Below are 18747 nucleotides of genomic sequence, written 5' to 3'. Positions count from 1 at the left end.
GCGCTCAGTCGCGCGCCAGCCAGAGCAGGCCGTAGCCCGGGATCGTCTCGCCCGCGGGCGCGCCGGTCAGCATGTCGGTGCGGTCGCCGCCGCGATCGATCGGCCGCGCGGTGTCGTGGAAATTGGCGAGCACCACAACCTCGCCGCGGTCGATCACCATCACGCCGTCCGCCGTCACTTCGGCCCGCGCCGGTGCCGCAGCGGCGAAGGCGGGGCTGTCGGCGCGCGCCGCGAGCAGCGCACGGGTGATGCGGAGGAACGGCGCCCCCGGACCGGCGTCGCCGGCCGCCGCCTCGGCACGGGTCCAGTCCATCGCCGGCCGGTGCAGCCAGCGCGCGTCGAGCGCCGCCGCGCCCTCGTCGTCATTGGGCAGGCCGATCTCGTCGCCCATATAGAGCATCGGCATCCCCGGCAGCGCCAAAAGCACCCCCAGCATCAGCCGATAGCGCGCCAGCGTCGCCTCCCCCTCGCCGCCGAGCAGCGACGCCAGCATGCCGACCGTCGCGACCGGCGCATCGGCGCGCGCCTGGAACGAGCGGCCCTGCGCATAGCTGCCCTCCCCGGCGAAGAAGGCCGAGCAGTCGCGCAGCACCGCCTCCGGCACGATCCCGCGCAGCGCCGTCCAGATGATGTCATCGTGGCAGCGCAGATAGGTCAGCCACGCGGTATCCGGCCGCGCCAGCCGGGTCCGGTCGAGCACGGTGACCAACGGCGCCGCATCCCCGGTCGCCAGCGCGGTCCACAGCGCCGCCATCGCGCCGTTGTGATAGGCGATCTGGCAGGCGCGGCTGCCGTCCGCCGGCTCCAGATAGGGCAGCACCTCGCGGGTCTGTTCGATCGCCTCGGCGAGCAGCGCGACGCCCGGCGCCACCGCGTCGAGCCCGGCGCGCAGCGCGGCGACCAGCCGGTGCGTCTCGGGCAGGTTGCGCGACGCCGTGCCCTGCCGCTTCCAGAGATAGGGCGCGCTGTCGAGCCGGAACACGTCGACGCCGACGTTCGCCCAGAACAGCAATACGTCGAGCATCTCGCGGAACACCGCCGGGTTCGACCAGTCGAGATCCCATTGGAACGGATAGAAGGTCGTCCACACCCAGCCGTCGAGCGCCGGCTCGTACGTGAAATTGCCCGGCGCGGTATCGGGGAAGACTTCGTCCAGCCCCGCCTCCCACGCCGCGACCTCCTCGGCCTGCGCCACGATCCGGAAATAACTGCGCTTGTTTGCATCGCCGGCTAGCGCCGCCTGCGCCCAGGCGTGATCGCGCGCGCAATGGTTGAGCACGCAGTCCATCGCTAGCGCCATGCCGCGCTCGTGCAGGTCGCGGGCGATCGCACGCACGTCGTCGACGCTGCCGAGCCGCGGATCGATCGCGCGATAATCGGCGACCGCGAAGCCGCCGTCGCTGTCGCCCGATTGCGGCAGCGTCATCGGCAGCGGGTGGAGCAGCCGCACGCCCAGCCGGTTGAGCCAGCCCAGCCGCATTTGCAGCCCCGCCAGATTGCGCGCGAAGCGATCGACGTAGAAGCTGTAGCCGATCATGTCGGACGCGCCGAACCAGCGCGGATCCGCCGCACGGTCGCCATCGAGCGTGCGCAGATCATAGGCGCGCGCCTCGGCGGCGGCATCGAGCACCGCGCGCAGCCGGGCCTGCTCGACGGCCCATTGCGGATGATCGCGATACAAGGGATCGAGCAAGGCGATCAGCGCCGCGCCGCGATCCGCCGGGCCGTCGCCCGCCACTGGTGAACCGTGCATGTCCGTCCTCCCGTGCCGCCGGTATCACCCGCTGCGGCCTGCCTGCCCCGATGATCCGCGCCGACTTTCACAATCGATTGTGATCGTCAAGCGGAGCGGATATGACGGCGGCCCCGGGGGGAGAGGCGACGATGCACGACAGGACAGGCGGCACGACGGCAGGGCGGCTCGGCGTCTGGCACATCGTCCAGATGAACCTCGGCTTTTTCGGCCTGCAATTCAGCTTCGGACTGCAACAGGCCAATATGGGGCCGATCTACGGCTATCTCGGCGCCGACGAGGCGACGCTGCCGCTGCTCTGGCTCGCCGGGCCGGTGACCGGGCTGCTCGTCCAGCCGATCGTCGGCGCGCTGTCGGATCGCACGGTGAGTCGCTGGGGGCGGCGCACGCCCTATTTCCTGATCGGCGCCATCCTGTGTTCGCTGGGGCTGCTGGCGATGCCGTACAGCCGGACGCTGTGGATGGCGGCGAGCCTGTTGTGGATCCTCGATGCCGCCAACAACGTCACGATGGAGCCCTATCGCGCCTATGTCGGCGACCGGCTCGACGCGGGGCAGCGGCCGCTCGGCTTCCTGATGCAGAGCGCGTTCACCGGTCTGGCGCAGACGCTCGCCTATCTGTCGCCGTCGCTGCTCGTCGCGATCGGCATGAGCCGCGATGCGGTCGACGCCAACGGCATTCCCGATATCACCCGTATCGCCTTCCTGATCGGCGCGGCGCTGTCGCTCGGCACGATCCTCTGGTCGGTATGGCGGGTGCCCGAACTGCCGCTCGATCCCGCGGCGGTGGCGGCGATACGGCGCCGCCCGTTGTCGGCGGCGACCGCGCTCGCCGATATCGCGGTGGCGATCCGCGAGATGCCGCTGGCGATGCGCCGGCTGGGGATCGCGATGTTCTGCCAATGGTATGCGATGTTCGCTTATTGGCAGTTCATCGCCCACGGCCTCGCCGCCTCGCTCTACCACACCGCCGACCCCGCCAGCGCCGGCTTCCGCCAGGCGGCGCTCGACGTCGGCCTGCTCGGCGGCTTCTACAATTTCGTCGCCTTCGTCGCCGCCTTCGCGCTCGTCCCCTTCACCCGGCGTGCCGGGCCGAAGATCGTCCACGCCGCCTGCGTCGCGTTCGCCGGGCTCGCGATGCTCGCCATCCCCTTCTGCGCCGATCGCTGGACGTTGCTGCTGCCGATGCTCGGCATCGGCTGCGGATGGGCGAGCCTGATGGGCAATCCCTATGTCATGCTGACCGACAGCATCCCGGCCGAGCGCAACGGCGTCTATATGGGCATCTTCAATATGTTCATCGTCGTGCCGATGATGATCGAGAGCGTCACGATGCCGTTGCTCTACCGCTCGCAGCTCGGCGGCGATCCGCGCCACGTCATCATGCTCGCCGGCGGGCTGATGATCGCCGCCGCAATCGCGACGCTAGCCGTCCGCGGGCCGCGCCACGCCGCCGCCTGAGACGGTCGAGCCGCGCACGATCAGCGTGGCCGGCAGCAGGCACGACGGCGCGGCCCGCCCGGCGAGCCGCTCGAACAGCGCCGCGACCAGCCGCCGCGCGCCCTCGGCGACATCCTGGCGGATCGTCGTCAGGCCGGGCGTGACATGCGCCGCCATCGCCACGTCGTCATAGCCGACGATCGCGACCTCCTCCGGTACCTTGACCCCCGCCGCGGCCAGCGCCTGCATCGCCCCGATCGCCGCCACGTCGGATGCGGCGAACAGCGCATCGGCGCGCCCGCCGCCGCGCCACCACGCGGCCACCGCCGCGGCGGCGGCATCGACCGTCGCCGCCGCCGGCACGATCGCGACCTCCACCCCCGCCAGTTCCACGCGAAAGCCGGCGAGCCGCTGGCCGAATTCGGGCAGGCCGGCATCGCCGACGAAGGCGAAGCGGTGCCGCCCGAGCCCGCGCAAATGGCGCGCCGCGACCCGTCCGCCTTCGCGATTGTCGGACCCGACCGTCGGATAGCCCGCGTCCGGCAGCGCCGCGCCCCACACCACCAGCGGCGGATAGCGCCGCGCCACCCGCGCGATCGTCTCGGCCTGATCCGACTGGCCGATCAGGATCAGCCCGTCGATCTTGCCCGAATCGACCAGCCGGTCGAGCCAGTCGTCGCCCGCCGGCAGCACCCGGCTGAGCACGATGTCATAGCCGTGCAGCACCAGCGCGTCGGCGACATGCCCCAGCAGGCTGAGGAAGAACGGATCGGTGAGATGCTGCCCGACCGCATGGCCGAGCGGCCAGGCGATGCCGATCGCATTGGTCCGCTGCAGGCGCAGGTTCCGCGCCATCTCGTTGGGGCGATAGCCATGCGCCTCGGCGAGATCGCGTACCCGGTTCCGCGTCCCCTCGGCGACCGACCAATGACCCGACAGCGCGCGCGAAATGGTGGAGATCGACAGGCCGCTCAACCGGGCGAGATCGGAAAGGCTCTTGGCACGCATGGCGACGACTAACCCCGCGGCCCGCGGGCAAAGTCAAGCCACGACGGTGCGATCGACGTCCCGGCTCACAGGCAGCCGAGGCTGGCGAGCGTCGTCCGCACCGCACGCTCCAGCGGCGTATGCGGCTCCGCGCCGAGCGCCGCGACCAGCCGCGCATTGCCCAGCCGCACCGGCCGCTGCCACAGATAGCGCATCTCCATCATCTCGCGCGGCGTCGTCGCGACCAAAGCGGCGAGCCGCAGCAGCCACCACGGCAGCGGCCGGATCGGCACGGCGGGGTCGCCGAGCACGCGCGCGATCGTTTCGACCATCCGCCGGCCGTCGCCATCCCATTGACCCTCCATGTGGAAGCGTTCGAAGGCGGACGATCCCGGCCGATCGAGCAGGCGCACCATCGTCTCGGCGACATCGGGCAGATACGCCCATTGGTGGCCGACACCACGCCGCCCCGGCTGCCGGATCACTTTGGGTCGTACGCCGGGCGCGATCAGCCCCTGCGCGAACCAGCTGTTCGCCGCGCCCGGCCCGAAATAATCGCCGGCGCGGACGATCAGCACCCGCGCCTCGCCGCGCTCCGCCGCCGCCTGCAACCGCCGCTCCAGCGCCACTCGGATCGCGCCCTTGCGCGTCGCCGGCCGCTGCGGGGCATCCTCGTCGATCGGGTCGCCGGCATCGGGGCCGTAATTGTACACCGTGCCGGGCAGGACGATGCGCGCGCCGCTGGTCCGCGCCGCGCCGATCGTCGCATCGATCATCGGCAGCACCAGCCGCTGCCAGTCGCGATAGCCCGGCGGGTTGACCGCATGGACGATCACCGCCGCGCCGCGCGCCGCGGCCTCCACCGCCGCCGGGTCCATCGCATCGCCGACGACCGGCACGCAGCGCGGATCGAGCCGCGCCGCCCCATGCCGGACGAGCGCACGCACCTGCCAGCCGTCGTGCAGCAGCCGCTGCGTGACCGCGCCGCCGATCCCGCCGGTCGCGCCGAGGATCAATGCCGTCCGCTGTGTCATTACCATCTCCATCATCGTGCGAAGAAGGAAATGGCCGCGATCCAGCACCACGGGAATTGTCGAAAGCCGATGGGCTGCTATACGGAAATGCATGAACAGCGAACCGAGTTGGGACGTCTACCGCAGCTTCGCCGCGGTGCTGCGCGAGGGTTCGTTGTCCGCCGCTGCGCGCGCGCTCGGCATGACCCAGCCGAGCATCGCCCGCCACGTCGATGCGCTCGAACGCGCGATCGGCGGCACGTTGTTCGTCCGCTCGCAGCGCGGCCTGTCGCCGACCGATCGCGCGCTTGCGCTGCGGCCGCATGCCGAGGCGCTGGCGGTGGCGGCGGACGCGCTGCGCCGGACCGGGACCGGCCGGCCCGATGCGGTCGCCGGCGTGGTGCGGATCAGCGCCAGTCATTCGGTCGGCGTCGCACACCTGCCGCCGATCCTCACCGCATTGCGCCGGGAGCATCCGGGGCTGATCGTCGAGCTGGCGCTGTCGAACGAGGTCGACGATCTGTTGCAGCGGCGCGCCGATATCGCCGTCCGCATGGTCGAGCCGACGCAGCAGGCGCTGGTCGCGCGGCGGATCGGCGCGCTCCACGTCGGCTTCCACGCGCATCGCGACTATCTCGACCGTCGCGGCATGCCGGAGAGCGCCGCCGAGCTGCGCGCCCACGACCTGATCGGCTTCGACACCGAGACGCCGTTCATCCGCAGCGCGATGCGCCATCTGCCGGGGATCGACCGCGACGCCTTCGCGCTGCGCGTCGACAGCGAGGCGGCGCAACTGGCGGCGATCCGTGCCGGTTTCGGCATCGGCATCTGCCAAGTCGCGATCGCCCGCACGGATCCCGCGCTGGTCCGCCTGTTGCCCGACGCGCTCGACCTGCCGCTGCCGATGTGGATCGTGATGCACGAGGATCTGCGCCGCAGCGAACGCTATCGCGCCGTCTTCGACGCGCTGGTTCAGGGCCTCTCCGCGGTGGCCGCGAACGGCTGAGCGATGGCGTCCCCCGCCGTCCGCTTGAAGCGGATCGTCGCGCGCAACCCGCGGCCGTCGTCGCCGGCGCCGATGTGCAGCCGTCCGCCATGCGCCGCCGCGACGCGCTGGACGATCGACAGGCCGAGTCCGAAACCCTCGGTGCGCGCGGTGCCGGCCCGCCAGAAGCGCGTCGCCATCCGTTCGAGATGCGCCGCGGCGATCGGCGGGCCGTCGTCGCCGACGCTCACCTCCGGCCCCGGCCCGACCCGCACGGTGATCCGCGTCCCCGGCGGCGTGTGCCGCGCGGCATTGTCGATCAGATTCTCCAGCGCGAGGCCGATCGCCCCGGCATAACCGGGCAACACCGGCGCGCCGCGGTCGTCGAGCGCAATCCGCCGCCCGCCCGCGATGATCGCCGGCGCGCGGTCCGCGACCACGTCGGCGGCCACCGAAATCAGGTCGATCGCCGCCCCCGCCCCCTCGATCGGCCGTTCCAGCTCGGCGAGGACGAGCAGTTGCGCGATCACCCGCGCCGCGCGATCGACCTCGCCGAGCAGCGTGCGGCGGATGGCCTCGTCGGGAATCGCATCGGCGCGCAGCCGGATCGTCGCCAGCGGCGTGCGCAGTTCGTGCGCGACGTCGGCGGCGAAGGCGGTCTGCGCCGCGAACGCCTGTTCGAGCCGGTCAAGCGCGGCATTGGTCGCCGCGGCGAGCGGCTCGACCTCCCACGGCAGCGTGCCGTGCGGCAGTCGCCGGTCGAGCGTCTGCGGGCCGATCGCCGCGGCGATGTCAGACGCCGCGGTCATCCGCCGCGTCAGCCGCCGCGTCAGGCCGACCCCGACCAGCGGCAGCAGCACGACCAGCGGCAGCAGCAGCAGCGCGAACCGCGCGAGGAAGGCGTCGACGATATCGTCCGCCACCACCTCCGGCGCGGCATCGTCCTGCGCCACCACCACCCAGCGCCCGCCCGCCGGCCGGCTCACCGCCGCCAGCGTGCCCCGCCGCACGATCCGCAACTGCCCGTCGAGCGGCACCGCGGCGATGATCCCCGGCCGCGGCCGCCCGCGCTGCGCGAGGATGCGCCGGCCGCCGTCCACCACGGTCAGCGTCAGCCCGCCCGCGAGGATGTCCGCCGCCTCGATCGCCTGGCCCGGATCATGGTCGCGCAGCAGCGTCGCGATCCCCTCGGCCTGCTGGCGCAGCACGTCGCGCTGGTAATGATGCGCGACGCGATGCAGCATCAAGGCGCCGAGCGGCAGCATCGCCGCGGCGATCAGTGCGGTGACGCCGTGGAGCAGCGCGAACTGCCCGGCGAGCGACCTCGGCGCGCGCAGCCTCACGCCGCCGCGCGGAGCAGATAGCCGACGCCGCGCACCGTCTCGATCCGCGCGCCGGTCTCCGCCTCGTCGAGCCGCTTGCGCAGCCGGTGGACATAGACCTCGACCGCGTTCGAGCCGAGATCGCCGCCGGCGCCGAACAGATGATCCTCGACCAGCCGCTTGGGCACGACGTTGCCGCCGCGGCGGAGCAGCAGCTCGAGCAATTCGGTCTCGCGCGCCGACAGCGGCAGCAACGTCTCGCCAACCCGCGCCACCCGCGTCTCGACGTCGAAGACGAGCCGGGCGCAGCTCAGCGACACGCCCAGATAGCCGCCCTGCCGGCGCAGCACCGCGAGGATGCGCGCGTGCAGCTCGTCGGGATCGAACGGCTTGACGATATAATCGTCGGCGCCGCCGTGCAGCCCGCGGATGCGCGCATCGACGCTGCCGCGCGCGGTCAGCGCCAGCACCGGGCGGACGTTGCCGCCGGCACGCATCCGCCGCAGCAGCGCCAGCCCGTCGCCGTCGGGCAGGCCGAGGTCGAGCAGCACCGCGGCATGGTCGATCGCGGCGAGATAGGCCTCCGCCTCCTCGATGCTGGCGGCATGGTCCACCGTCATGCCGCGCTGGCGCAGCGCACCGGTCAGCGCGTCGGCCAGCGCCGCATCGTCCTCGATCAGCAAAATCCGCAAACATCCTCCCGCGCCGCAGCATCCGTCAGCACGCTGTAAGCCAGCCCGCCTATCGGCTCCAAGCTTCATCGCATGCGCAGGTCCCCGATGCACGCCACCGAACACCCCGAACCCCTCGCCCCCGCCACCACTTTGTCCCGATCGGCGCAATGGCGCTGGCTGGGCATCGTCGCGGTGGTGCTGGCGGGCCTGGTGCTGCTCGTCATGCTCGTCGGCAAGCTCACCCATCATGAGGAGACCGCGCCGCCACCCCCGCCGCCGGGCACCTTTCGCCCGACCAAAACGCAGATGGCGTCGCTCGCCACGATGCGGGTCGGCATGGGCACGTCGGACGCGCGCACGCTGGCGAGCGGCGCGATCACGGTAGACGGCAACCACAGCACGCCGGTGCTGATGCCCTATAGCGGCCAAGTCGTCCGCGTGCTGGTCGATGCCGGTCAGCGGGTAAAGCAGGGGCAGCCGCTGCTGCTGGTCCGCACCAACGACTTCGTCGACGGCCGAAACGCACTGTTCGCCGCCCGCGCCGCCTATCAGAACGCGCAGGCGCAGCTCGCCACCGCGCAGCGCACCGCCGAACGCCAGCGGCTGATCTACGAGACCGCGGGCGGCGCGCAGAAGGACTATCAGCAGGCGCAGACCGATCTCGCCGCGGCGCAGGCGACCGCCCGCACCGCCGCCGCCGCGCTCGGCGCCGCGCGCGACAAGCTCGCGGTGCTCGGCAAGTCGCCTGCGGAGATCCGCCAGCTCGAGGGCGTCGGCGAAGTCTCCGGCATCCACGACGTTACCACGCTGCACGCGCCGATCAGCGGCCTGATCGCCTCGCGCGACGTATCCGCCGGCGAATATGTCAGCCAGGGCGGCGACAAGCCGGTGATGACGATCACCGACCCCTCGCGCGTCTGGCTCGTCGCGCAGGTCGCCGAAAGCGATGCCGAGGCGATTCACGTCGGCGATTCGGCGACGGTCACCACCCCCGCGCTGCCCGGCCGCCGCTTCCAGGCGCGCATCGACCTCGTCGGCGCCGCGCTCGATCCGCAGACGCATCGCCTGCCGGTGCGCGCCGCGATCGCCAATCCCGACAGCGCACTCAAGCCGCAGATGTTCGCCAGCTTCCAGATCCACCGTGCGCAGGCCGGCGACGCGATGCGCGTCCCCGCCGCCGCGGTGATCCACGAGGGCGATCAGGCGCGCGTCTGGGTGGTCCGCCCCGACGGCCTGCTCGTCGCGCGCGACGTCGTCGCCGGCGACGCGCAGGACGGCCAGGTCGTCATCGTCAAGGGCCTCACCCCCGGCGAGCGCATCGTCACCGCCGGCGCGCTGTTCGTCAACGAAGCGGGAATTGGCGAATGAACCGCATCGTCGCCTTCGCGCTCCGCCAGCGGCTGCTCATCGTCGGCGTCTTCGTCGCGATGCTCGCCGCCGGCGTGATCGGCTTCGCCAACCTCAATATCGAGGCCTATCCCGATCCCGTCCCGCCGATGGTCGAGGTCATCACCCAGACGCAGGGCCTTTCCGCCGAGGAGATGGAGCGCAACGTCACCATCCCGATCGAGGTCGGCATGGCGGGCATCCCGCACCTCACCGCGATCCGCGCAATCAGCCTGTTCGGCCTGTCCGACATCAAGATCCAGTTCAGCTACGACCTGACCAACGACCAGGCCAAGCAGCAGGTCATCAACCGCCTATCGCAGCTGCCGCCGCTCAGCGGCGGCGCGCAGCCGACGCTGTCGCCGACCAGTCCCGTCGGCGAGATCTACCGCTACAAGATCAGCGCGCCGAAGGGCTATTCGGTGATGGACCTCAAGACGTTGCAGGACTGGGTGCTGCAACGCCGGTTCAAGCGCATCCCCGGCGTGATCGACGTCACCGGCTGGGGCGGCAAATTGCGCGCCTATGACGTGGTGATCGACAATGACCGGCTCGCCGCGCACAACGTCACCGTCAGCCAGGTGCTCGCCGCGATCGCCAAGAGCGACGGCAACGTCGGCGGCCAGACGATCAACTTCGGCAGCCAGGCGGCGATCGTCCGCGGCGTCGGCCTGATCCAGACCCCGTCGGGGATCGAGAACGTCCTCGTCGGCAGCGCCGGCGGCCAGCCGGTGCTGGTCAAGGACGTTGCCACGGTGAAGGTCGGCAACAGCCCGCGGCTCGGCATCGCCGGCTATAACGACCAGGACGATATCGTGCAGGGCATCGTGCTAATGCAGCGCGGCGCCCAGTCGATGCCGACGATCGAGGCGGTGCAGAAGGAGGTCGCCAATATCAACGATTCGGGCGTGCTGCCGCCCGGCGTCCATCTCGACCGCATCTACGACCGGTCGGACCTCATCCACCTCACCATCCATACCGTGCTCGAGAATATGGTGGTCGGCATCCTGCTGATCTTCGCGCTGCAATGGCTGTTCCTCGGCAATCTACGCAGCGCGATCATCGTCGCCGCCACCATCCCCTTCGCGCTCGCCTTCGCGATCCTGATCCTCGTGCTGCAGGGCGAGAGCGCCAACCTGCTCTCGGTCGGCGCGCTCGACTTCGGCCTCGTCGTCGACGCCTGCGTCATCATGGTCGAGAACATCTTCCGCCACATGGTCGAACGCTCCGCGCACGTCGAAAGCGGGCGCGGCCATTACACGCTCGCCAACCGCTTCTCGGCGGTGCTCGGCGCGAGCAGCGAGGTCAGCCGCGGCATCTTCTTCGCCGCCGCGATCATCATCGCCAGCTTCCTGCCGCTGTTCACGCTGACCGGGGTCGAGGGCCATATCTTCGGCCCGATGGCCAAGACCTATGCCTATGCGATCAGCGGCGGCCTGCTCGCGACCTTCACCGTCGCACCGGTGCTCGCCACCCTCCTCCTCCCCGACAAACTGTCCGAGGTCGAGACGTGGATCGTCGGCAAGCTGCGCCGCGCCTACGAACCCGCCGCCGCCTTCGCGCTCGGCAATCGCGTGCTGACGCTCGGTGCCGCCGCGCTGATGCTGCTGGTCGCGGTGCTCGGCGTGCGCACGCTCGGCATCGAATTCCTGCCGCACCTCGAAGAGGGCAATATGTACATCCGCGCCACTTTGCCCGGCTCGATCAGCCTGGAGGCGGGCGAGCCCGCGGTGAACGGCATCCGCCGCATCATCGCCAGCTATCCCGAGACGACCGCGGTGCTCTCCGCGCATGGCCGGCCCGACGACGGCACCGACGCCACCGGCTTCTTCAACGCCGAATTCTTCGTGCCGCTCAAGCCCGCCAGCGAATGGCCGCACGGCGTCACCAAGGAAACGCTGATCGCCGAACTGTCGCAGCGACTGACCGCCAAATATCCCGGCGTCGATTTCTCCTTCTCGCAGATCATCGAGGACAATGTCGAGGAAGCCGCTTCGGGCGTGAAGGGCGCCAATTCGATCAAGCTGTTCGGCCCCGATCTCGCAACGCTCGAGAAATACGCCAACCAGATCAAGGACCAGATGAGCCAGGTGCGCGGCATCGAGGATCTCGGCGTGTTCCAGTCGCTCGGCCAGCCGACGGTGCGCGTCGACGTCGATCGCGCGCGCGCCGCCCGCTACGGCCTGACGCCTGACGACATCAACGCGACCGTCGCCGCCGCGGTCGGCGGCAGTTCGTCCGCCGATCTCTACGAGGCCGGCACCGACCGCCACTTCCCGATCATCGTCCGGCTGAAATCGGAGCAGCGCGATTCGCTGGAGGCGATCCGCCGCATCACCATCGGCGCGCCCGCCCCCGACGGCAGCAGCGGCACGATCCAGGTACCGCTGTCCGAGGTCGCCGACGTCCACCTCACCTCGGGCGCGTCGTTCATCTACCGCGAGCATCAGGAACGCTATATCCCGATCAAATTCTCGGTACGCGGCCGCGATCTCGGCGGCGCGGTCGAGGAGGCACGCGCGCGCATCACGCAGAAGGTGCATCTCCCCGCCGGCTATCACCTCGAATGGGCGGGCGAGCTCGACAATCTCACCAACGCGATCGCGCGACTCGAGATCGTCGTGCCGATCAGCCTGCTGCTGATGCTGCTGTTGCTCTACGCCAATTTCGGCTCGATCCGCGACAGTATGCTCGCCTTCTCCGCCATCCCGATGGCGGTGGTCGGCGGCGTGCTCGCCTTGGCGCTGACCGGCACCGCGTTCAGCATCTCCGCCGCGATCGGCTTCGTCGCCTTGTTCGGTATCGCGGTGATGGACGGCATCCTCGTCGTCACCACCTTCAACAATGCGGTCGACGAAGGCGTCGATCGCGCCGCAGCGATCGGCACGACCGTGCGCCACAGCCTGCGCCCGGTGGTGATGACCTGCCTCGTCGCGGCGATCGGCCTGCTCCCCGCGGCGCTGTCGACCGGCATCGGCAGTCAGGTTCAGAAGCCGCTCGCGCTCGTCGTCGTCGGCGGCATGGCGCTCGCGCCGCTGCTGATCCTGCTGGTGCTGCCGGTGCTGATCGACCGCTTCTCGAAGCGGGTGCCGCCGGAGGATCGCGGCGCGCACGGCCGCGACGTGGGCCATGCCCCGCCGCACGGCGATGCCACCGGACCGGAGGTGGTGGCATGAGCCGCGCCTTCGCCCTGCTGCTCGCCTGCACCACCGCCGCCTGTGCCGCGGGGCCGCACGATCTCGACGCGCACGCACCGCTGCCCCCGGCGGCGACGCCGGCGCCGATCGCGCCCACGGCCGGCACCGCGCAGACCTTCACCGCCGCGCCGCTGCGCGCCGACTGGTGGACCGCCTTCGCCAGCCCGCAGCTCGACGCGCTCGTTGCCGAAGCGCTCGCGCACAACAACGATATCGTCAGCGCTGATGCCTCGCTGCGTCAGGCGCGCGAGCTGGCCGGGGCCGCCGCCGGCGCGGCGTTGCCGCAGGTCGACGCCGGCTATCAGGCCGAACGCGCCCGCGTCTCGAACGCGCTGTCGCCGCCGGTAGCCGACCAGAATCAGGAACTCTATACGCTGCACACCGCGCAGGTGAACGTCAGTTACGGCCTCGACCTGTTCGGCGGCACGCGCTCGCGGGTGCGTTCGGCACGCGCCGCCGCGGAGGTCCAGCGCCAGCGGCTCGGCGCGGCGCGCACCACGGTCGTCGCCAATCTCGTCCAGGCGGTGATCCAGCGCGCCGCGCTCGCCGATCAGGTCGAGGCGGCGAAGACCGCGGTCGCGGTCAATCGCGACATCCTCGACAGCCTGCTCCGCCGCCAGCAGCTCGGCGCGATCGGTGCCGCCGACGTCGCCACGCAGCAGACCGCGCTCGCCACCGCCGAGGGCGCACTGCCGCCGCTGATCCGGCAGGAAGCGCACCAGCGGGTCGTTATCGCGACGCTGCTCGGCCGCCCCGCCGGCGATACGCTGCCGCCACTGCCCGCGCTCGCCGCGTTGACCCTGCCCGGCGCACTGCCCGTGGTGCTGCCCTCCGATCTCGTCGCGCGGCGGCCGGACGTGCTCGCGGCCCGTGCGCAGCTCGAAGGGGCCGGTGCCGACGTGCGCACCGCGATCGCCGCGCGGCTGCCCTCGATCACGCTCAGCGCCAATGCCGGCGGCTCGGCGCAGCGCTTCGGCGACATGTTCAGGGACGGCAATCCGTTCTGGACGCTGATCGGCGGCATCACCCAGCCGATCTTTCACGCCGGCGCGTTGCGCCATCAGCAGCACGCGGCGGAGGCGGCGCTCGACGGCGCGAAGGCAGCCTATCGCAGCGCGGTGCTGCAGGCGTTCGGCGACGTCTCCGATGCGCTGACCGGCCTCGCCACCGACGCCAACGCGCTCGACGCGGCGACGCGCGCAGCGGACGCGTCGGGCCGGGCGCTGACCTACGTCCGACGCCAGCTCGCGCTCGGCGACGTCGGCACGCTCGCGCTGCTCAACGCCACCGCCGCCGACGCGCAGGCGCGTGCGCAACTGGTGCAGGCCCGCGCCGCCCGGCTCAGCGACACCGTCGCGCTGTTCCAGGCCAGCGGCGGCCCGGTCGCCGCGCCGCGCTGATCCGCACCGCAGCCGGGGCGGCGGACGCAGCCGCCCCGTATTGGTTCGCCTGCGACGCTCGTCGCGCGATTCGCATGACCCCGCGCCACGCGTAGGACGCGGCTGTCGTCATCCCCCTGACCGGCAAACACCAATTTGCCGGCCTGTCCTACATCGTCGTCGCAGTGATAGGCGTCCGCAAACGCCGCTCACGCTCTTTCTCATCGCGACCACGAGACTGGTGCAAGAATGGAAACGATCGGAGTGGATCGTTTCCATTAAGGTGTCCATCTTGTCCATGTCGTCCAACACGACAAGCATGTCACACGCATCACCAACGCGTTCCGGCAAGGTCGCCCCACGACCTCGACACCCTTGATCCATTACGCCGAACGCAAGGTCTGCCAAAAGCTGCCAAGTGCTCTTGCGAAAGCAGGAGCCCAGGAGTCTCGTACGCCATAAGACGTTATCTAGCTTGGCTCTGGGCTCCTGCTTTCGCAGGAGCACTGCGCTGGTCGACCAGCGATGCGGACGTTCGCAGACCTCTTGGCCAAGCCTAGAAAGACGAAAAGGCCGAAGTTCCGCCCCCACGCAACGCCGACCCGCCAGACCCCAGAATCAACAAGGGGGGCCGAAGCCCCCCTTGCGTCACGTTCCGATTGACGGCGCCACGAGGACGCCGCCGATCCGCGAACGATCTTAGTTGCTGTCGCTGTTGTCGTCGTCGGCGACGATCACGATGCCCGCAACGACGGCAGCCGCCGCGACGAGCGCGATGATCAGACCGCCACCGGCGAGCTCGTTCTTCTTCGCCGAAACCGAACCGGTGCGAACCGACTTGGCAACCGACAGGCTCGCTGCCGGGTTGGCAGGAGCGGCAGCGGCCGGAGCAACGGCCAGGGCGGCTGCAGCAGCAGCCATCAGATACTTGGCAACCATGATGGTCTCCCCTCTCACGTGGTGAGCCACCCCCTTGGCAGCGACACGAACAAAATACAATCCGAAAAGGTCGCGCTACCATCGAATAGGCGATGAATTGCCCGATCCCGCACGATGAACGGCGCGTTCGACTGCCTATCCGACGGCAATAGCCCCGGACGAGGGCGTACAAAGCAATGCTTGCTTGTCAGGACTGGTCCAAAGCGGAAGATATCGCGGCCACGGTGGTTTGTTGCACTTTGAAGTCGTGATCTTCATCTTGCGGCAACATCTGCCGGGTCCGGCATTGCTTGTGCGGCAGGCATCAGCCCGTCGTCCGATCCGCCGCCGCCAGGATGTCGTCGACGCCCGCTGGCCGAACGCCGAGCGCGTCGAGCAGGTCGAACATGCGCGCCCACCACGTCCAGAACCGCGCCAGATCGTCGCGGCTGCGCACATAGGGCGTGTGGCCGGGCACGAGGCTCGGCGAATGGAAGGAGAAGCTGATCAGCCGCTGCCCCTCCTCCTCGACCGCGACGCGCACCGCGGCAAGCGCATCGGCGATCGGCATATCCTCGGGCGTCAGCGCCACGCGCTGCAACAGCCCCGCACGCGCCGCCGCACCGCGCCCGCGCGGCACGCGCGCCAGCGCCGGATAGAGCATCGCGCCATAGTGGCGCAGCCGACCGGTGAATACGGTGGTCAGCGGCAGCTCGACCAGGGACCCGATCCGGAACGCCTCGCTGCCCACTGCGGTGAAGTCCGGCCCGAGATCGCCGCGATAGTCATAGCGCGCCCGCATCGAGCTCTCGACGCGATAGCCCCGGCTGGCGAGCAGCCCGGCGGTCGCCGGCCCGATACCATAGCGTCCGGCCCGATAGGCGAGCGGCGGCCGTCCGAACGCTTCGGTGAGCAGACCGGTCAGGCTGTCGAGCTTGCCCGCCTCCAATGCCGGCGGCAGATTGCCCGCGTAGCTGTCGCCCGCCGCGGGCGCCGCATAAGGCGGCGTCACCCAGGCATGGAGCTGCGCGCCCGGCGACGCGCGCCCATCCGCCAGTATTTCGCGCAGGATATCCACCGCCGCCGCATCGCTCGCCACCGGATGGTCGATCATATAGGCCGGCCCGATCCCCCGCTCGGCAAAGCGCGCATGCGCCTCGGGCAGCGCACGCATCGCCGTGACCGCGCGATGGCCGGGATCGAGCGGCGCCGACCAGTCGAACTCCTCCTCGACATCGACGAAGACGATGAACCGTCGCCCGAACGAAGCCGGCCAGCGGATGAGCGCGTCGTCCGTCGGCGCCGGCACCCGATACGGCGAAACGGCGCCGCCTCGCCCGATCAATGCGTCGCCTGCGCCACCGTCTCGTCGACCGCCGCGGGCAATCGCAACGTCAGGAGATCCTCGCCGAACACCAGCTCGCCGCCCAGCTCGACCGCCAGGTTGCGCGCCAGCCGCAGCGCGAAGCCGGTGCCGAGCAGCGGCGCGCCCTCCGCATCGGTTGGCCCCGCCGCCTCGCCGTCGAGGCTCAACAACGCCTCCTCGCCGTCCGCGGACAGCGCCAGCGGCCGGGCGAAGCAGATCGCCACCTGTCCGTCCGGCGCCGGTGCCTCGGCGATGTCGATCCGCTCACCCGCCACCGCCGCCGCGGTCAGCGCCGCCAGCAGTCGCGACAGCAGCCGCTCCAGCGCGCGATCGTCGCTCAGCGCGGCATGGTCGCCCATCGGATGGATGTCGAGCGCGGTACCGCGCAGCGCCGCCAGCGGCGCGAGATCCTGCGCGATCCGTTCGAGCAGCGGTTCGAGCACGACCGGGCCGGGCCGCAGCTCGAGCGCCTTGCCCTCGATCCGCGCGGCGGTGTCGAGATCCTCGATCGCGCCGAGCAGGCTCGCCGCCTGCTGACGGATGGTCACCGCATGCTCGCGATAGACCGGGGCGACCGGGCCGAGCAGTTGCGCCTCGATCAGCTCGGCGAAACCGGCGATCGCATTGGTCGGCGTGCGCAGCTCGTGTACCAATTGGCGCAGCGAATCGGACACCATCTTGCGCGGGGTGAGGCTTGCCTCCTCGTCGGCGCGCGGCCGGCGGGCGATCGCGACATAGCCGGTGAAGCGGCCGCTCTCGGCATCGAACTGCGGCGTGCCCGCGACCCGCCAGGCTCCCGCCGCATCGGAATGGCCGCCGACATCGAGCCGCGCGCCGGCGAAGCGCTGGCGCTGGCGCAATGCCCCGGTGATCACCGCATCGACGCGAACCTCCCCCTGCGGCATGCCGACCGCGAGCGAGGCACCGATCAGCGCGCCCCGCGCCACGCCGTCCACCGCGCGGATGATGCCGAGGTGATCGGTGTCGAAGTGGAAATAGCTCGGCGGCTCGCTCGCGGCGGCAGCGATCGGCTCGTTGGGATCGCGCTGCTTCTGGAACGCGTCGATCCGCGCGACGAGATCGGCGATCTGGAACCCGCCCTCGGCATTGGGCTCGGGCGGCGGCGGCGCGACCGGGTGGAGATGCGGGACGGGGGCGATGTCTGCCGGCGGCGTCGGCTCGGCCAGATCGTTGGCGGCGGCCGGCGCGTCGTAGCGCAGCACGAAATCCGCCGGGCCGAAACTGGCGAGCCCGCGCTCGACCGCACCCGGCAGGTCGCGGCGATGGCGGAGCAACGCGCGACCATGTGCATCGAGCCGGGGCAGCAGCGCCAGCCAGTCCGTATCTGCCAGTTGTGCGGTGCGCAGCAACGGCGCGGCGACCTCGATCGAATCCTCGGCGAAAAAGCCGATCAGCGCCGCGGGCGGGCGGGCGAAGGCCAACGCCCGCGCACTCGCGGCCCGAATCGCCAGCGGCACCGCCGGTCGCAACCCGCGCAGCCGGTCCAGCGACCCCGCATCCGCAGCGATGCGCCCGCGGCCCATTAGGTCGGTCAGCTGCCGCCACGCCGATTGCGCGCCGAACCCACTCTCCATGTCGGCCGAAAGCACCGTTTTCAGGCTATCGTCGAAACGCACACCAACTCCTGGAGACCGCCCCACCTCAACGATGTGCGCGCTGATCCCTTAACGATCGGGGCACGCGAGAGGAACTGCCGATTTGCCGCCCGCCGGCAACACGTCGCATAGTGGGACAATTGCGTTGCGCCGCAATTTTCTTATGCTTAGGGGGAGCCGCCGTTTACATCCGGCCTGTTTCTGGAGTTTGATACGCAATGTCCTTCGATCGGATCGATCGTCAGATTCTCGCCCACCTGCAACAGGATGGGCGGATGACCAATGTCGAACTGGCCGAACGCGTCGGGTTGACCGCGCCACCCTGCCTGCGCCGCGTCCGCGCGCTGGAGGAGGCCGGGGTGATCCGCGGCTATCACGCCGATCTCGATCCCGCCAGTCTCGGTTTTCCGATCACCGTATTCGCGATGGTCTCGCTCCGCAGCCAGGCCGAGCACGACCTCGCCGCGTTCGAGGCGCATGTCGCGGACATTCCGGAAATTCGCGAATGCCACATGCTCAACGGCGAGATCGACTTCATCCTGAAGATCGTCGCCAGCGACCTCAAGAGCTTCCAGGAGATCCTGACGACGCACCTGACGCCCGCGCCGAACGTCGCCAGCGTCAAAACCTCGCTCACCATCCGCACCGCCAAGTCGACCTCGGGCATCCCCGTCGTCATCGACTGACCCGCGACGGCGGCCGACAAACGAAA

General features: G+C 70.5%; 14 protein-coding genes. 6 read left to right on the top strand and 8 right to left on the bottom strand.

Going from position 1 to position 18747, the window contains the following annotated elements; translation table 11 throughout:
* Positions 1 to 4: 4 nt before the first annotated feature.
* Complete coding sequence (locus tag AC07U4_RS00320) at positions 5 to 1753, bottom strand: alpha-amylase family glycosyl hydrolase (protein WP_495194008.1); 1749 nt, start codon at positions 1751 to 1753, stop codon at positions 5 to 7.
* A gap of 131 nt (positions 1754 to 1884) precedes the next feature.
* Here AC07U4_RS00320 and AC07U4_RS00315 point away from each other — a divergent pair, with 131 nt between their 5' ends.
* Positions 1885 to 3213: an MFS transporter gene (locus AC07U4_RS00315; protein WP_495194985.1), complete on the top strand. Its 1329-nt coding sequence runs from the start codon at positions 1885 to 1887 to the stop codon at positions 3211 to 3213.
* Here the strand turns inward: AC07U4_RS00315 and AC07U4_RS00310 are convergent.
* Positions 3178 to 4200 (bottom strand): LacI family DNA-binding transcriptional regulator, encoded by a 1023-nt coding sequence (locus tag AC07U4_RS00310; RefSeq protein ID WP_495194007.1) that lies wholly within the window; start codon positions 4198 to 4200, stop codon positions 3178 to 3180. The two genes, AC07U4_RS00315 and AC07U4_RS00310, sit on opposite strands and share 36 nt — an antisense overlap.
* Before the next feature lie 65 nt (positions 4201 to 4265).
* Entirely contained in the window at positions 4266 to 5213 is a 948-nt protein-coding gene (locus tag AC07U4_RS00305; protein ID WP_495194006.1) for an NAD-dependent epimerase/dehydratase family protein, read from the bottom strand.
* A 91-nt stretch (positions 5214 to 5304) separates the two neighbouring features.
* On the opposite strand from AC07U4_RS00305, the gene AC07U4_RS00300 reads away from it, so the two are divergent.
* Positions 5305 to 6198, top strand: coding sequence for a LysR family transcriptional regulator (locus AC07U4_RS00300; protein ID WP_495194005.1), 894 nt, complete (start codon positions 5305 to 5307; stop codon positions 6196 to 6198).
* Here the strand turns inward: AC07U4_RS00300 and AC07U4_RS00295 are convergent.
* Positions 6165 to 7520: a sensor histidine kinase gene (locus tag AC07U4_RS00295; RefSeq protein ID WP_495194004.1), complete on the bottom strand. Its 1356-nt coding sequence runs from the start codon at positions 7518 to 7520 to the stop codon at positions 6165 to 6167. The two genes, AC07U4_RS00300 and AC07U4_RS00295, sit on opposite strands and share 34 nt — an antisense overlap.
* The gene (locus tag AC07U4_RS00290) at positions 7517 to 8191 is read right to left on the bottom strand and encodes a response regulator (protein ID WP_038658449.1); all 675 of its coding nucleotides are present in this window, start codon (positions 8189 to 8191) and stop codon (positions 7517 to 7519) included. Before AC07U4_RS00290 ends, AC07U4_RS00295 begins: the two co-directional genes overlap by 4 nt.
* An 87-nt stretch (positions 8192 to 8278) precedes the next feature.
* Between AC07U4_RS00290 and AC07U4_RS00285 the strand changes: the two genes are divergently transcribed.
* From AC07U4_RS00285 to AC07U4_RS00275, 3 genes are read left to right on the top strand one after another with little or no spacing between them, the layout of a single operon-like run.
* Entirely contained in the window at positions 8279 to 9541 is a 1263-nt protein-coding gene (locus tag AC07U4_RS00285) for an efflux RND transporter periplasmic adaptor subunit (protein ID WP_495194984.1), read from the top strand.
* Positions 9538 to 12735: an efflux RND transporter permease subunit gene (locus AC07U4_RS00280; RefSeq protein ID WP_495194003.1), complete on the top strand. Its 3198-nt coding sequence runs from the start codon at positions 9538 to 9540 to the stop codon at positions 12733 to 12735. The genes AC07U4_RS00285 and AC07U4_RS00280 overlap by 4 nt, the downstream gene beginning before the upstream one ends.
* On the top strand, positions 12732 to 14156 hold the full coding sequence (locus AC07U4_RS00275; protein ID WP_495194002.1) for an efflux transporter outer membrane subunit: 1425 nt from the start codon (positions 12732 to 12734) through the stop codon (positions 14154 to 14156). Before AC07U4_RS00280 ends, AC07U4_RS00275 begins: the two co-directional genes overlap by 4 nt.
* A 678-nt stretch (positions 14157 to 14834) precedes the next feature.
* Here AC07U4_RS00275 and AC07U4_RS00270 read toward each other — a convergent pair.
* The 3 genes from AC07U4_RS00270 to AC07U4_RS00260 form a co-directional block, all read right to left on the bottom strand.
* The gene (locus tag AC07U4_RS00270) at positions 14835 to 15074 is read right to left on the bottom strand and encodes a hypothetical protein (protein WP_171009465.1); all 240 of its coding nucleotides are present in this window, start codon (positions 15072 to 15074) and stop codon (positions 14835 to 14837) included.
* Positions 15075 to 15378: 304 nt separating this feature from the next.
* On the bottom strand, positions 15379 to 16362 hold the full coding sequence (locus AC07U4_RS00265; protein ID WP_495194001.1) for a polysaccharide deacetylase family protein: 984 nt from the start codon (positions 16360 to 16362) through the stop codon (positions 15379 to 15381).
* Between the two features lie 32 nt (positions 16363 to 16394).
* The gene (locus AC07U4_RS00260) at positions 16395 to 18056 is read right to left on the bottom strand and encodes a sensor histidine kinase (protein ID WP_495194000.1); all 1662 of its coding nucleotides are present in this window, start codon (positions 18054 to 18056) and stop codon (positions 16395 to 16397) included.
* Between the two features lie 197 nt (positions 18057 to 18253).
* Between AC07U4_RS00260 and AC07U4_RS00255 the strand changes: the two genes are divergently transcribed.
* Complete coding sequence (locus AC07U4_RS00255) at positions 18254 to 18721, top strand: Lrp/AsnC family transcriptional regulator (protein WP_038658436.1); 468 nt, start codon at positions 18254 to 18256, stop codon at positions 18719 to 18721.
* Positions 18722 to 18747 lie beyond the last annotated feature (26 nt).

It is taken from the genome of Sphingomonas sp. GW821-FHT02B09, from assembly GCF_059421875.1.
The sequence above is the reverse complement of the archived record's forward strand: the minus strand, read 5'-3'. Positions and strand labels throughout refer to the sequence as shown.

Bases quoted from the DNA above. Each gene is read 5' to 3' on its own strand.
- AC07U4_RS00320 (WP_495194008.1), bottom strand. From the start codon at position 1,753: ATGCACGGTTCACCAGTGGCGGGCGACGGCCCGGCGGATCGCGGCGCG.
- AC07U4_RS00315 (WP_495194985.1), top strand. From the start codon at position 1,885: ATGCACGACAGGACAGGCGGCACGACGGCAGGGCGGCTCGGCGTCTGG.
- AC07U4_RS00310 (WP_495194007.1), bottom strand. From the start codon at position 4,200: ATGCGTGCCAAGAGCCTTTCCGATCTCGCCCGGTTGAGCGGCCTGTCG.
- AC07U4_RS00305 (WP_495194006.1), bottom strand. From the start codon at position 5,213: ATGACACAGCGGACGGCATTGATCCTCGGCGCGACCGGCGGGATCGGC.
- AC07U4_RS00300 (WP_495194005.1), top strand. From the start codon at position 5,305: ATGAACAGCGAACCGAGTTGGGACGTCTACCGCAGCTTCGCCGCGGTG.
- AC07U4_RS00285 (WP_495194984.1), top strand. From the start codon at position 8,279: ATGCACGCCACCGAACACCCCGAACCCCTCGCCCCCGCCACCACTTTG.
- AC07U4_RS00280 (WP_495194003.1), top strand. From the start codon at position 9,538: ATGAACCGCATCGTCGCCTTCGCGCTCCGCCAGCGGCTGCTCATCGTC.
- AC07U4_RS00275 (WP_495194002.1), top strand. From the start codon at position 12,732: ATGAGCCGCGCCTTCGCCCTGCTGCTCGCCTGCACCACCGCCGCCTGT.
- AC07U4_RS00270 (WP_171009465.1), bottom strand. From the start codon at position 15,074: ATGGTTGCCAAGTATCTGATGGCTGCTGCTGCAGCCGCCCTGGCCGTT.
- AC07U4_RS00255 (WP_038658436.1), top strand. From the start codon at position 18,254: ATGTCCTTCGATCGGATCGATCGTCAGATTCTCGCCCACCTGCAACAG.